We start from the raw sequence: 12990 nt of genomic DNA on the forward strand, positions 1-12990 counted from the left end.
ATCACTCCAGAAAGTCCGTCAGCCGGGCGAAGGCGCGCTCACGGGTCAGTACCGACCCCGTCATCGCCGCCGCGTCGGACAGCAGGAACAGTAATGGGCCTACCACGTCCTCGGGGTCGCCGACTCCTATGGTGTCCTGCCAGAACGCCCGGTCCGCACCGACGTTCGCACTGCGGAACTGCTCGGTGTCGAGGACCCCCGGCGCGACCACGTTCACCCGGACCCGGTGCTCGGCCACCTCGGCCGCCAGCGACTTCGCGAAGGCGATCAACGCGGCTTTGCTCGACGCGTACGCCGCCGCACCCGGATAGCCGGTCACAGCCATACCGGAGGTGAACACCACCACCGATCCCCGACGACGCGACACCATGTGCGGTACGACGGCCTGGCACGCCCACACCACGCCGTCGAGGTTCACCTGCAGCGTCCGGCTCCACTCGGCCGGGTCCATCTCCACCACGGCCGACCGCGGCTGCACGGCCGCCCCCGCGACCAGTCCGTCGATTCGCCCGAAGCGCGACAGCACAGAAGCGACAGCCGACTCCACCGCCGCCCGGTCCGCCACGTCCACCTCGACGTACTCGACAGCCGGTTCCAGCGGCTTCACGACGTCGAAGACCACCGCCGTACCACCTGAAGCCGTGACAGCCCGAGCCAGCGCCGCACCGATGCCCTGCGCACCGCCTGTGATCAGCACGACCTCACCGGTCGCGTCGAAGCTCACCTTCATGACGTCTCCTTCTGTTTCGACGTCATCGTCTCGGTGATCCGCTGCACCGCACCAGCGAGGTGGTTGCGCAACGCCTGCTCGGCCGCGTCCGGGTCGCGCGCCACACACGCGTCCAGGATGGCCTGGTGCTCCGCCCGGTTCCGCTCGATCAGAAAAGCAGTAGGCCGGCTCCCGAACCTGTACCGCTCGCTGTTCTGCCACACCGGTTCGATCGCCCTGGCCAGCCACTGGGACCCACCAGCCCGGTAGATGGCGAAGTGGAAGTCCGCATGCGCCTGCCGGGCGCCGACGTAATCCTCAGCCCGGGACAGCCTCAGGTGATCGGCCAGCGCGGCCGCTGCCTTCTCGAGGTCCTCCTCGCTGAAGCGCTCCGCCGCAGCCCGTACGGCGAGGGACTCCAGCGCCAGCCGAGTCTCATGCGTGTCACGCAAGTCCTCCAGCGAGAGCTCACGGACCCACGCGCCGCGGTGCGGGATGATGTCGACCAGACCGAGCGCCTCCAGCCGGCGGAGCCCTTCCCGGACCGGCATCTGGCTCATCTCCAGCCGACTCGCCAGCTCCACCAGCCGCAACGGCGTACCACTCGGAAGCTCGCCCGACAGGATCAGCTGGTGCAGCTCCGCCGCGGCATGCTCCGCCAACGTACGACGTCCACCCCGGCCCCCGCCCGGCAGCAACTCCATCGAACCGCTCACGTCAGACCCACTCGACGCCACGCATCGAATCACCCCCGGTCATGAGATCACCGCGATCGCGTTGATCTCGATCAGATAGTCAGGGTGCGCGAGCTTGCTGACCTCGACCATGGTCGAGGCCGGCAGCGGCTCCGTGAAGTACTGCGCCCGGATCTCGTGGATCTTGGCGAAGTCCTCCATGTTGCGCACGTACACATCCACCCGGCAGACGTCCGCGAGCGTGCCGCCCGCCGCGACGACCGCCGAGCGCACGTTCTCGCACACCTGCCGGGTCTGCTCCCGGATGTCGCCGACGCCGGCGATGCTGCCGTCCGGACGGCGCGCGGTCATCCCGGAGACGAACACCAACCGCCCACTCGCCTCCACCGTGGTCGCCTGCGAGAAGACTCCGTTCGGAGTGTGCAGAGCGGTCGTCGAAACCTGTGTCTTGGCCATCAGTTCAGCGCCCCTCCCGCCGGCACGACAGCGCCGACAGCCCGTGCCGCCGCGAGCAGCCCGTCCAGCCCCGACCTCTCGATCAGTACGCCGTGAAGCCGCTGCTGCGTGGCTCGCTCCGCCTCGATCTCCCCTGGCAGGTACAGCCGGTCCACGCCGGGTGCAGTCGCACTCTCGCGAACCCGCGCGGCCAGCCCGGACGCCCGGCGCCGGAAGTTCTCGACGCCCCCGAGCAGCTCCGGATCGATCGCCAGGAACAGATGCGCGCAGTCGTTCGGCTGGTCCGGCTCCCGGTACAGCGGCCGCACCTGGTCTCCCCAGCCACCACCACTCAGTACGCCGGTCAGTACGTCGATCATCAGCGCCAACCCGAAGCCCTTGTGACCGGCGGCCGGCAGCAGCATCCCGACGACGGCCTCCTCCGGATCGGTGGTCGGCGTACCGGTCGGGTCGGTGGCCCAGGTGTCCGGGATCGGCCGCCCGGCCGACGCCGCCAGCCGGATCTTGCCCAGGGCAACGGCCGAGAGCGCCATGTCCAGCACGATCTCGACCCCGGCCGAGGTCGGTACCGCGATCGCCAGCGGATTGTTGCCGACGATCCGTTCGGCCCCGCCCGGCGCCGGCATCAGCGGGGTGGTGTTCGACATCGCGACGCCGATACAGCCGGCCTGCCCGGCCTGCATGGCCCACCGGCTGGCCGCACCGAAGTGGTGGGCGTTGCGGACCGACACCAGGCCGATGCCGTACCGGCCGGCCCGCTCGATCGCGTGCCCCATCGCCTGCGGGCTGGACAGCTGGCCCATCCCGCCGCGCGCGTCCACGACCACCGCCGCGCCGGCGTCGTACAGGATGTCGAGCTCGCGTTCCCTGGTCACGCCGCCGGCGTTGAGGCGTTCGACGTACATCGGGACGAGCATGACGCCGTGCGAGCTGACGCCGCGCAGGTCCGCCTCGACCAGCGCGCTCGCGATCCGGGCCGAGTCGGACGGGTCGAAGCCGAGCGCGCTGAAGACGGCCGTTACGGTGGCTTCCAGCCAGGCAGGCCGTACCAGCACCCGGCGGTCGGCATCGGAGGCTTGTGCAGTCACCGCGTCTCCTGGGCCCAAGGCAGCAAGAGGTGCTCGAGCAGGACGAGGCCGTAGAACAAGACGATGCTCATGATGCTGAGCAGCGTGATCGCGGCGAACGCCAGGGAGGTGTCTGCACTCGCGCCGGACTGCTGGATCACATAGCCAAGCCCCTGGGTGGCGCCGACGAACTCGGCGATCACCGAACCGATCACGGCCAGCGAGATCGCCACCTTGAGACCGGTGAAGATCTGCGGCATCGCGTAGCGCAGCCGGAGCTTGAAGAACTCCTGGATCCGGCTCGCGTTCAGGGACCGGAGCAGCTCGACCAGCTCGACCGGCGTCGACTTCATCCCCTGCGCGGTCGAGATCACGATCGGGAAGAAGCAGACCAGCAGCACCATGACGACCTTCGGCCACTGACCGAAACCCATCCAGACCACCAGCAGCGGTGCGATCGCGATCTTCGGGATCGCGTTCACCATCAGCAGCAGCGGGTAGACCAGCCGCTCCAGGATCACTGAGCGGACGATCAGCACCGCGATCGGGACTCCGAGCACGATCGCGAGCAAGAAACCTTCGACCGTCTCGATCATCGACGTACCCGTCTCCTTGAGCAGGTACGCCGGTTGGTCGAGGAAGGTGCTGACGACGTCTTGCGGACCGGGCAGCAGGTACGAGTCGATGCCGAAGACAACAGTCGCCAGCCACCACAGCGCGATCGCGCCGATCAGGCCGACAACCGGCAGCAGCACCGCCGCGACCGGCGAAGTGGTCAGCCAGGACCGCTTGGTGTCCGTCATGGGCGCACCTCGTCGACCGGCCTGGCCTCCTTCTCGGCGAGGAGGCCGTGCAGCAAACCGCTGATCTCGGCGACCTCGGTCAGGTGTGCGTTCCGGCCGAGACTGCGCGGCCGCGGGATGTCGATGTCGACCACCTCGCGCACCCGGCCGGGCCGCGGGGTCAGCACGACCACCCGGTCCGCCAGTACGACGGCTTCCTCGATCGAATGCGTGACGAACACGATCGTGGTGGACAGCTCCATCTTGATCCGCTGCAGTTCCCCGGACAGCTCGGTCCGGGTGAGCGCGTCGAGCGCGGAGAACGGCTCGTCCATCAGCATCACCTGCGGGTCACGGATCAGCGACCGGCACAACGACACCCGCTGCTGCATCCCGCCGGACAGCTCATGCGGGAGCCGGCCCTCGAACCCCTTCAGGCCGACCAGCTCCAGCAGCTCGTGGGCACGGTCGCGGTACGCGGCCCGGCCCTTGTCTCCCTCGATCTCGACCGGCAGCATCACGTTGGACAGCACCGACCGCCACGGCAGCAGGGCCGGCCGCTGGAACATGAACGACACGTCCCGGCGCGGCCGGGTGACGGGCTCGTCCGCCACCCGGACCTCGCCGTACGTCGGTGGGAGCAGTCCCGCGATCAGCCGGAGCAGGGTGGACTTGCCACACCCGGACCGGCCGATCAGCGTGACGAACTCACCCGGCCGGACGTGCAGGTCGATCTCCTCGAGGGCCGTGACCTGGCCCTCGCGTCCGTCGAAGACCTGACCCACACCGTCCAGCCGGATCATCGGTGCGGCTCAGCCCTTCGGTGCGAGGTCGATGGTGACCACGTCGGCGGGCTTGATCGTCCCGGCCGGCTCGATCGCACCGGCCTGGTCGAGCGTGGTCAGGATCTTCTGCACCCGGGTCGGGTCGACCGCGCCGAGCGGCTCGTTGAAGCCGTCCGGCTTCACGTACGGCTTCATCAGCTCGAGTTCCTTGGTGGCCACGCCGACGTCGGTCTGCGGGACGTACTTCTTCAGGATCTCCGCCGCGGCGGCCGGGTCGTCGATGGTGTCCTGCAGGCCCTTGAGCAGCGCGCCGGTGAACTTCTTCACCTGGTCCGGGTGGTCCTTGGCCAGGTCGGAGCGGGTGATGATCGCGTTGCCGTAGAGATCCGGCAGCTTGTCGCCGTACGGGAGGACGACGGCCTTCTTCTTCGCCGCCTTCTCCACCAGCGGTATGCCGACCACGAACTGGCCGATGCCCTGGACCTTGCCCGCGGCCAGCAGGTTCGGCAGGCCGGCCGGCGGCGACGGGATGAACTGGGTCTTGTCCGCCGGGATGCCGGCCGCCTTGGCGTAGACCGGGAACATCACCGTGTTGGTCGAACCCGGCTGGTCACCGATCCGCTTGCCGATCAGGTCCTCGGGCTTGGTGATGCCGTAGCCCTCGAGCGAGACGATCGCGGCCAGCGAGCGCTGGTGGATCATGCCGACCGTGGTGACCGGCAGCTTCTGCTTGCCCAAGGTGATGGCGAAGGCGGTGAAGTCGCCGATGCCGTAGTCGGCCTGGCCGCCGGCGACCAGCTTCATCACGTCCACGGTGCCGGAGCCCGGGCTGATGGTGACGTCGAATCCGGCGTCCTTGAAATAGCCCTTCTCCAGGGCGACATAGGCGTAGGCCTCACGGCCGAAGGTATTGAACGAAGTCAGGTAGCTGACCTTCTGCAGGCCCTGGCTGTCTTTGTCGCCCGAGCCCTCGTTGTCGCTGCTGTTGTTACACGCACTGACCAGGGCGAGCCCCAGGACCGCCATCAGGGCGACGGCGGAACGCCTCAACCTCATATCGACCTCTCTCCTCCGATATTTGATCAAACATCAAATATGGAAGGGTGGTCAATCGGCCCTCCGGGGACTTCACAGCGACTTTACGTCCGCCGTGCCGGGTCCCCGCAGAACCCGCTTGCCACCCGTCCTGGAGCCGTTCCCCATACCTGTCCGCAGCCGGACGGGCATCCCGCCCCGACCACAGACCGTACCTGCCCGGACAGCAGATCGCGACGCCCGCCCGGCTCCGAACCCCTCACTACCCCGACAAATTTGTGTAAACCCTCAGTACTGAGTGATCCACCCCACGTGTCTGAATCAAACGCAAGGGTTAACCCGCTTCCCTCTGGGGAGGGAGGTGGCCCGAGGTGGCTGTTTGACACGATGTGAGGGTGCTGAACCGGGCGTCGACGTACCTGCGATGGGTCTACCTGTTGCTGGGTGCTGCCCTGGTGCTGGCGTTCGTCCTGGTGGACAGTGCGCTCGGCGCGCTCGCGCAGGAGCTGAAGCTGCCGAACGTTGTGACCGGCATCATTGTCGCGATCCTGGTGGCCGGCCCGCCGCTCGCGGTCGGCCTCCTGCCCGCGGTCCGCGAGGTGGAGGGCATCGCGGTCGAGTCGCTGCTCGGCGTGCGGTTCGAGGAGCGCCCCCTGGGTCCGGCCCGGACGTGGCCGCAACGCCGTCGTACGACGATCTGGTTCTGCCTGCACCTGGTCGCCGGTGGCGTCGTCGGGGTTCTCACCACGATGGTGTTCGGCGTCGGCGCGGTGTTGCTGGCGGCACCGTTCCGCGCCACCGGCCGGCACGAGGTGGTGCCGGGCGTGTCGTACGAGATCACCGGTCGCTGGACCGACGTGTGGATGCCCGCGGCCGCGCTCGCCGGGATCGTCGGGCTGTTCCTGCTCTCCTCCGCGACCGGCGCGCTGCTCGCCTACCTGGCGCCACGCGTGCTCGGCCCGACCCCGGCGGAGCGGATCGAGCTGCTCGAGCGCCGTACGGCGACGCTTGCCGAACGCAACCGTTTGGCCCGGGAGCTGCACGACAGCGTCGGGCACACGCTCAGCCTCGTCACTATCCAGGCGGCCGCGGCGCGCCGGGTGCTGGCGACCGATCCGGAGTTCGCGGAGACGGCTCTGGCCGCGATGGAGACGTCCGCCCGGGCTGCGCTCGAGGATCTCGACCACGTGCTTGGCCTGTTGCGCGATGACGGCCGCTCCGGGACGTCCCCGCAGGCGACGCTTGGCGACCTGGACCGGCTCGTCGACACAACCCGGGCCGGTGGCATCACGGTCGACGTACGGAAGGCCGGCGAGCTGGATCGGCTGCCCGCGGCGGTCTCGCGGGAGGCTTACCGGATCGTCCAGGAAGGTCTCACCAACGCGATCCGGCACGCGGGCCGCCCGGCCGGTGAGCTGGCGGTCGACCTGTCGATCCGCCTCGACGGCGCCGGCCTGCGCCTCGAACTGACCAACCCGGTCACCGGTGGAACGGACACCGCGGGCGGCGGACGCGGTCTGGCCGGCATCCGTGAAAGGGTCGCCGTACTGCGCGGCACTGTGGATGCCGGCCTGGATGGCACCGCATGGCGGCTCGCAGTGACCTTGCCGATCGCCGTGACGACGAAGGGATGAGATGAAGCTGTCAGTGGTCGTTGTCGACGATGAGCCGCTGATCCGGAGTGGGCTGCGCGCAATCATCAACGCCGAGGACGACCTGACTGTGGTCGGCGAGGCCGGTGACGGTGCGGAGGTGCTGCCGATCGTCCGTCGTACCCGGCCAGACGTCGTACTGATGGATGTCCGGATGCCCTCGGTCGATGGGATCCAGGCGACCCGGCTGCTGCTGGAGAACCTCGACCCGGCGCCGCGCGTGCTGGTCGTGACGACGTTCGAGAACGACGACTACGTGTACGACGCTCTGCGCGCCGGCGCGTCCGGTTTCCTGCTGAAGCGGACGCCGCCGGACGACATCATCGCGGCCATCCGCACGGTGGCCGGGAGCGAGTCGCTGCTGTTCCCGGAGGCGATCCGGGCGCTGGCGCTGGCTCACGCACCGACGTTCAAGCCGACTGGGCTCGACGAGTACCAGCTGACCGAACGAGAGCAGGAGGTCCTGCGGCTGATGGCTCGGGGGTTGTCGAACGCGGAGATCGCGACGGAGCTGATTCTCGGGCTGCAGACGGTCAAGACCCACGTCGCGAACGTGCTCGGCAAGCTGAATGCCCGGGACCGCACCCAGGCGGTGATCCGGGCGTACGAGTCAGGATTCGTGCCGCTGCACTAGGGCGATACGCCCTCAGCCTCGCCGAGGGTCTCCTCGGCGAGGTCGCAGGCATTGTGCACAGGGTCGACGGCCTGCGCCTGGACGGCGACGCGCTGGAGGAGCAGGCGGAAGGCCGAGCGCTCGGTGTCCTCGAGGCTGCCCAGGACCTCGTCCTCGGCGGCAGTCAGCCGGCGCTCGATGTCGCACAGGGCCTCTCGGCTCTGCTCGGTCGGCACGATCAGCCGGGCTCGCCGGTCGGCCGGATCCGCCTGCCGCTGAACCAGGCCGGCCTTCTCCAGGTCGTCCAGCAGGTAGGTCATCACGGTCCGGTCGACATCGAGTTGCGCGGCCAGGTCGAGCTGCCGCCGCGGACCCTCGGCCGTCACCGTCGCGAGCACCTGATATCCCCGCGGTCCGCCCGGTACGTCGGCCAGCGCGGCGGCCGCGGCTTTGGCGTAGCGGCGGAACACGACACCCAGCGCCCAGCCCAGGTCGGACTCGACCGGGGCGCCACTCGGCTCGAGCCCGCGGATGCGCCGCGTCTCGACGTCAGGCGGACTACTGGTCATGTCCCCCATGGTACGTGGTGTACGCCACTCGAAATACGATCTGACTTGAATATGTTCTGCTTCACAGATTATCTTCGTGACAGCTGAACCCCTCACGTGATGGAGACAACGAACATGACCACCCTGCTACGCGTCGACGCCAGCATCCGGGTCGAAGGATCGGTGAGCCGCGCCCTGGCGGACAGTGCCGAGGCAGCCTGGAAGGCGGAACACCCGGACGGCGTCGTGGTCCGGCGAGACCTCGGCCGCAACCCACTGCCGTCGACGGCCTGGCCGGCTCTCGCCGGCGCGCGCCTCGGCCGCGAATCCGGCTCTGACGTCGAGCGGGCCCAGCTCACCGAGGCGACCGCTCTGTTCGAGGAGTTGCTCGCCGAGCTGAAGAACGCCGACGCGATCCTGCTCGCCGTCCCGCTGTACAACTACGGCATCGCCCAGAACCTGAAGACCTGGATCGACCTGCTGATGCTGGACCGATCGTTCGTCACGGGCGCCAGCCCGGTCGCCGGCCGACCGGCCATCTTCGCCCTGGCCCGCGGCGGCGGTTACAGCGAGGGCACCCCGAAGCACGGCTGGGACCACGCCACGCCGTACCTGGAGCGCATCTTCGGTGACGTCTTCGGCATGAAGATCCACGCCGCCGTCGCCGAGCTCACCCTCGCCCCGGTCACCCCCGGCATGGAGGGGCTCATCGACGCTTCCAAGGTGTCCGAGTCCGAGGCCCACGTCGTCGCTGAGAAGCACGGCACCGTCGTCGCCCGAGAGCTCACCGCCAAGGCTGCCTGACCAGGCTCAACAGTGGTGCCGAGCTCGAGCCGGCATCACTCCCGCCGGTTTACTGGGGCGCACGCCAGGTGGAGAGCGTGACCGACAGCGTGACGATCGCAGGTTCCGGCAGTACGGCGATCTGGTGCGCCAGCTCGCGGTGATTCAGATGACGCGCGCTCGGCGTCATCATCACCAACTGCTCGACCGCGGTCCGGTCGAGCCGCATCGTCTCCTCGACGACCTCACTACCGGTCTGGACGAACTCGCCGGACAACGACTCCTGCAGCCGGCGCTCCTTCTGCTCATCGACCTTGACCAGCCCGAGTACGTCGACCAGTTGCGCCAGGTGCTGCTGATTCGGCGTCACCACGATCAGCGAACCGCCGGGCGCGAGTACGCGGGCCATCTCGGCGGCATTGCGCGGGGCGAAGACGTTCAGCATCAACTGCGCCGAATCGTCCAGCAACGGCAGCTCTCGCCACGCGTCGCAGACCACGGATCCGATGCGTGGGTCCACCTTGGCTGCCCGGCGAGCGGCGTACCGGGAAACATCCAGGGCGATTCCGCGGCGGCCGGCCGCGGTCCCGAGGACGCCGGCCAGGTAGTACCCGGTGCCGGCTCCGACTTCGACGACGACGTCGTCTTCCCGGAGGCCCGCGGCGGCGAGGATCAAGGCGTCGCGGATCGGCGCATAGTGGCCGCCGCCGAGGAAGACGGTCCGGGCGCCGATCATGGCGGCCGAGTCGCCGTCGATCCCAGTGGATGCCGAGGGCAACAGGTTGAGGTAGCCCTGCTTGGCCAGGTCGTAGGAGTGGCCGCTCGCGCACTTCGCCGTACGGTCGATCAGGGTGAGACCGCGCCGGCACGCGGGGCAGCGAAGTACGGCGACCAGGTCGGCATCCACCCGGCCCAGTCTCCCAGAGCGCGTCAGCCGTTGATGTCGCGGCTGGTGATGCGGGCCCAGGCGGCGGCGTAGAAGACGGCCAGGTACCCGGCTTGCAGCAACAGGTTGCGCCCGATCGCATCCCAGTACGGCGGATCGCGCATCAGGTCGGCGAACGACAACCAGCCGTACATCAGCAGCCAGGGGTGGATCACGTCGATCTGCGGGATCGCGCTGAGGATCCCGAGGACGACGAAGGTGCCGAAGGTGGCCGCCATCGCTGCCAACGGGGTCGAGGTCAGCGACGAGACGAACAGCCCGATGCCGGCCAGCCCGAGCAGCGAGGCCGCGATCAGCACGGCGATACCGAGTGCGCGGAGCAGGCCGTCGCCCAGCGAGACCGTCGTACCGGAGAGCAGCAGGACGTCGCCGACCGGGAACAGGACGAAGCCGACGATCAGGCCGGAGATCCAGATCGTCATCGTCGCGGCCAGGCAGAACAGAGCGAGCGAGACCATCTTCGCGGCCAGCAGACGAGAGCGGCCGGCCGGAGCGGTCAGCAGATTGCGGAACGTGCCAAGGCTGGCCTCACCGGCAAGCGACTCCCCCGACATGACCGTGACGGCGGTCGGCAGGAAGAACGGCAGCGACAGGGCCAGGCTGGCCACAATCAAAAAGAACCCGTTCCCGGCCACCTGCCCGAGGAACCCTTCCGCGTCCCCGCCGCCGCCGGCGAACCTGATTGCGCTGCCGATCAGAATCGGCACCGCCGCGAGCACACCGAGCAGTGCCCAACTCCGCGCCCGCCCGAAGACGAGATGCAACTCGGACCGGAACAGCGCCAAGGGATATCGCTTGGTCCTCAGCCTCGGTCCCACCGTGACTGCTTCACTGGGCGACATCGAAGCCCTCCCCGGTGAGGGCCACGAAGGCTTCTTCGAGGCTGGGGCGTTCCAGGCCGAAGCCGTGGATGCGGACGTCGGCGGCGACCAGGGCGGCGGCGAACTTCTCGATGGGGAGCTCGCCGGCGTCGCCCTCGACCGTCTCTGCTGTGGTCTTCAGGTCGGTGACTCCCAGGCTCTTCAGGGTTTCGGCGGCTTGACCGAGATCCGGCGTACGGACGACCAGGCGTGGGCGGAGCTCGGCGCGGAGGTCGGCGACCGTGGACTGGCGGACCAGGCGGCCAAGGCTCATCACGGCGGCGTGTGTGCAGACCTGCTCGACCTCGGCCAGCAGATGGGTCGAAGTGAAGATGGTGGTGCCGTCGGCCGCGAGTTCGCGGAGGAGGTGACGGACTTCGCGGGTGCCCTGCGGGTCGAGGCCGTTGGTCGGCTCGTCGAGGACGAGCAACTCGCGTCGCTGCATCAGGGCGACCGCGATCGCCAGCCGCTGCCGCATGCCGAGCGAGTACGCGCGTACCTTCTTACGCGCGGCGTTGGACAAGCCAACCCGCTCGAGCGCCTCGCCCGCCCGGGCCTTCCGGGTACGCGGGTCGGCCGTCCGGTCGGCCGCGTCGAACCTGAGCAGGTTCGCCTGGCCGGACCAGAACGGGTAGAACGCCGGCCCTTCGACCAGAGCCCCGACTCGCGGCAGCACCCGCAGCTGGGCCTTCGGCATCGACTCCCCCAGCAGCTCGACCGATCCCGCGGTCGGCGCGATCAGCCCAAGCAGCATCCGGATGGTCGTGGTCTTCCCGGACCCGTTCGGCCCGAGGAACCCGAACACACTCCCCGCCGGCACCTCCAGGTCGATCGCATTCACGGCCACCTGCCCGCCGCGAAACCGCTTGGTCAAACCATGAGTGACGACGGGAGGTTCCGACAGAGTGCTCACCTCAGCGAGGTGCCTTGGGTGCGGCGGCAACCAGCGTGTCCGGGGTGACCAGGCCGACCAGGACCCGGCCGTCGTCGGTGATCAGAGCGCTGACCATCTTGCTGGTGATGATCTTGCCCTTGCCCCAGGATCCCTGGACCGTACGAGCGTTCGCCAGGAGCTGGTCGAGCGGCCCGTTGCCGGTGGCCTTGACACCCTTGAGCGCGACCACGGTCGCCCAGCCCTCACCGATCAACGTCGGACGGTCACCACTCGGCTTGACCGGCTTCTCTGGCTTCAGGGTCTTGGGTGGCTGCGCAGGCGTCTTGCGCGCCGGCACCTTCTCTTCGGTCACCTTCACGCCCTTCGGCGGAGTGAACGCGAACGTGCTCGCCGCCGGTACGCCGAACGACACCGAGGAGAAGCCGACCTGGATCGCCGGGTCGTTCCCGGTGCGTGGCATGACCGTCACCTCGAGCGGGACCCACGTCTTCGAGTCGACCGCGAGGGTCACGGAGCCGACGGTCGTCTGGTCCGTCTTCGGCACCAGCCGCAGCTTGTAGGCGTCCCGGCCGGCGACCTCCTCGGTCCCGCTCACCTCGACCTTGGTGGTCGGGTCGATCGCGTCCAGGAACTGCTTCGCCACCGCCTGCGGGTCGTACGACTCGGGCTTGGCGGCCTCGGGCTGGCTCTGATGGGCGGGCAGCGTCAGCTTGACCGCCTCGCGGTCGGAGGAGCTGTAGGCCCACGCGGTCTTGCCGTCGGTGGTCCAGACCCGCTCGGCCATCTGGTCGAGCACGGAGACCCGGGCCTTGTCCGGGGCGGCGAACGCGACGCGCGCGGTGTGCTCGCCGCTGAGCAGGTCCGTGATCTGGTTACCGCCGCCCTCGCCGCCCTGCAGACCTGGGATCACGGGCAGGCCGAGATCGGCGGAGGACCGCACGGTCCCGCTCAGGCCGTCGACCTTCGCGGTCTGAACCTTGGCCAGCAGCTCCTGCGCGGTGATGTCGGGCAGGTTCGGCGTGGCGTCGGCCACCATTGGCCCGAGCCCCCCGATACCTGCCACCACTGCGACTGCCGTGACCGGAACCAACCACCGTCGACCGCGCTGCGCTACTCCCATGTGACAAGGTTCGCACCGGTCCAGGCCCGAACCAAGTCTTCTCA

Annotated in this window: 15 protein-coding genes; 3 read left to right on the forward strand and 12 right to left on the reverse strand. The window is 68.9% G+C overall.

All coding sequences use genetic code 11. The features are described 5' to 3' along the window. Position 1: 1 nt before the first annotated feature. The 7 genes from EV646_RS03065 to EV646_RS03095 are packed head-to-tail and all read right to left on the reverse strand — an operon-like array spanning position 2 to position 5550. Positions 2-730 (reverse strand): SDR family NAD(P)-dependent oxidoreductase, encoded by a 729-nt coding sequence (locus tag EV646_RS03065; RefSeq protein ID WP_132143631.1) that lies wholly within the window; start codon positions 728-730, stop codon positions 2-4. Beyond that, complete coding sequence (locus EV646_RS03070; RefSeq protein WP_132143633.1) at positions 727-1425, reverse strand: GntR family transcriptional regulator; 699 nt, start codon at positions 1423-1425, stop codon at positions 727-729. Before EV646_RS03070 ends, EV646_RS03065 begins: the two co-directional genes overlap by 4 nt. 39 nt (positions 1426-1464) lie before the next feature. Further along, a complete protein-coding gene (locus EV646_RS03075) occupies positions 1465-1860 on the reverse strand; it encodes a RidA family protein (RefSeq protein WP_132143635.1) in 396 nt (131 codons plus the stop codon). After that, complete coding sequence (locus tag EV646_RS03080) at positions 1860-2948, reverse strand: Ldh family oxidoreductase (protein WP_132143637.1); 1089 nt, start codon at positions 2946-2948, stop codon at positions 1860-1862. The genes EV646_RS03075 and EV646_RS03080 overlap by 1 nt, the downstream gene beginning before the upstream one ends. Then, complete coding sequence (locus tag EV646_RS03085; RefSeq protein WP_132143639.1) at positions 2945-3730, reverse strand: ABC transporter permease; 786 nt, start codon at positions 3728-3730, stop codon at positions 2945-2947. The genes EV646_RS03080 and EV646_RS03085 overlap by 4 nt, the downstream gene beginning before the upstream one ends. Next, a complete protein-coding gene (locus tag EV646_RS03090) occupies positions 3727-4512 on the reverse strand; it encodes an ABC transporter ATP-binding protein (protein ID WP_132143641.1) in 786 nt (261 codons plus the stop codon). The genes EV646_RS03085 and EV646_RS03090 overlap by 4 nt, the downstream gene beginning before the upstream one ends. A 9-nt stretch (positions 4513-4521) precedes the next feature. After that, the gene (locus EV646_RS03095; RefSeq protein WP_132143643.1) at positions 4522-5550 is read right to left on the reverse strand and encodes an ABC transporter substrate-binding protein; all 1029 of its coding nucleotides are present in this window, start codon (positions 5548-5550) and stop codon (positions 4522-4524) included. 374 nt (positions 5551-5924) lie between these two features. Between EV646_RS03095 and EV646_RS03100 the strand changes: the two genes are divergently transcribed. Both EV646_RS03100 and EV646_RS03105 read left to right on the forward strand, forming a co-directional pair. Continuing rightward, the gene (locus tag EV646_RS03100; RefSeq protein ID WP_241995190.1) at positions 5925-7163 is read left to right on the forward strand and encodes a sensor histidine kinase; all 1239 of its coding nucleotides are present in this window, start codon (positions 5925-5927) and stop codon (positions 7161-7163) included. 1 nt (position 7164) lies between these two features. Then, entirely contained in the window at positions 7165-7815 is a 651-nt protein-coding gene (locus EV646_RS03105) for a response regulator transcription factor (RefSeq protein WP_132143645.1), read from the forward strand. Here the strand turns inward: EV646_RS03105 and EV646_RS03110 are convergent. After that, a complete protein-coding gene (locus EV646_RS03110; RefSeq protein ID WP_241995191.1) occupies positions 7812-8363 on the reverse strand; it encodes a MarR family winged helix-turn-helix transcriptional regulator in 552 nt (183 codons plus the stop codon). The genes EV646_RS03105 and EV646_RS03110 overlap by 4 nt on opposite strands. Before the next feature lie 114 nt (positions 8364-8477). On the opposite strand from EV646_RS03110, the gene EV646_RS03115 reads away from it, so the two are divergent. Further along, positions 8478-9146: an FMN-dependent NADH-azoreductase gene (locus EV646_RS03115; protein WP_132143649.1), complete on the forward strand. Its 669-nt coding sequence runs from the start codon at positions 8478-8480 to the stop codon at positions 9144-9146. A 49-nt stretch (positions 9147-9195) separates the two neighbouring features. Here the strand turns inward: EV646_RS03115 and EV646_RS03120 are convergent, their stop codons facing one another. From EV646_RS03120 to EV646_RS03135, 4 genes are all read right to left on the reverse strand, one after another. Continuing rightward, positions 9196-10032: a putative RNA methyltransferase gene (locus EV646_RS03120; RefSeq protein ID WP_132143651.1), complete on the reverse strand. Its 837-nt coding sequence runs from the start codon at positions 10030-10032 to the stop codon at positions 9196-9198. 23 nt (positions 10033-10055) lie between these two features. Continuing rightward, on the reverse strand, positions 10056-10889 hold the full coding sequence (locus EV646_RS03125; protein ID WP_241995194.1) for an ABC transporter permease: 834 nt from the start codon (positions 10887-10889) through the stop codon (positions 10056-10058). 10 nt (positions 10890-10899) lie between these two features. Then, complete coding sequence (locus tag EV646_RS03130) at positions 10900-11772, reverse strand: ABC transporter ATP-binding protein (protein ID WP_199236760.1); 873 nt, start codon at positions 11770-11772, stop codon at positions 10900-10902. Between the two features lie 73 nt (positions 11773-11845). Next, on the reverse strand, positions 11846-12862 hold the full coding sequence (locus EV646_RS03135; RefSeq protein WP_241995196.1) for a LolA family protein: 1017 nt from the start codon (positions 12860-12862) through the stop codon (positions 11846-11848). Positions 12863-12990: the final 128 nt, after the last annotated feature.

It is taken from the genome of Kribbella antiqua (genome assembly GCF_004345665.1).
In the GTDB taxonomy this organism is placed as follows: Bacteria; Actinomycetota; Actinomycetes; order Propionibacteriales; family Kribbellaceae; genus Kribbella; species Kribbella antiqua.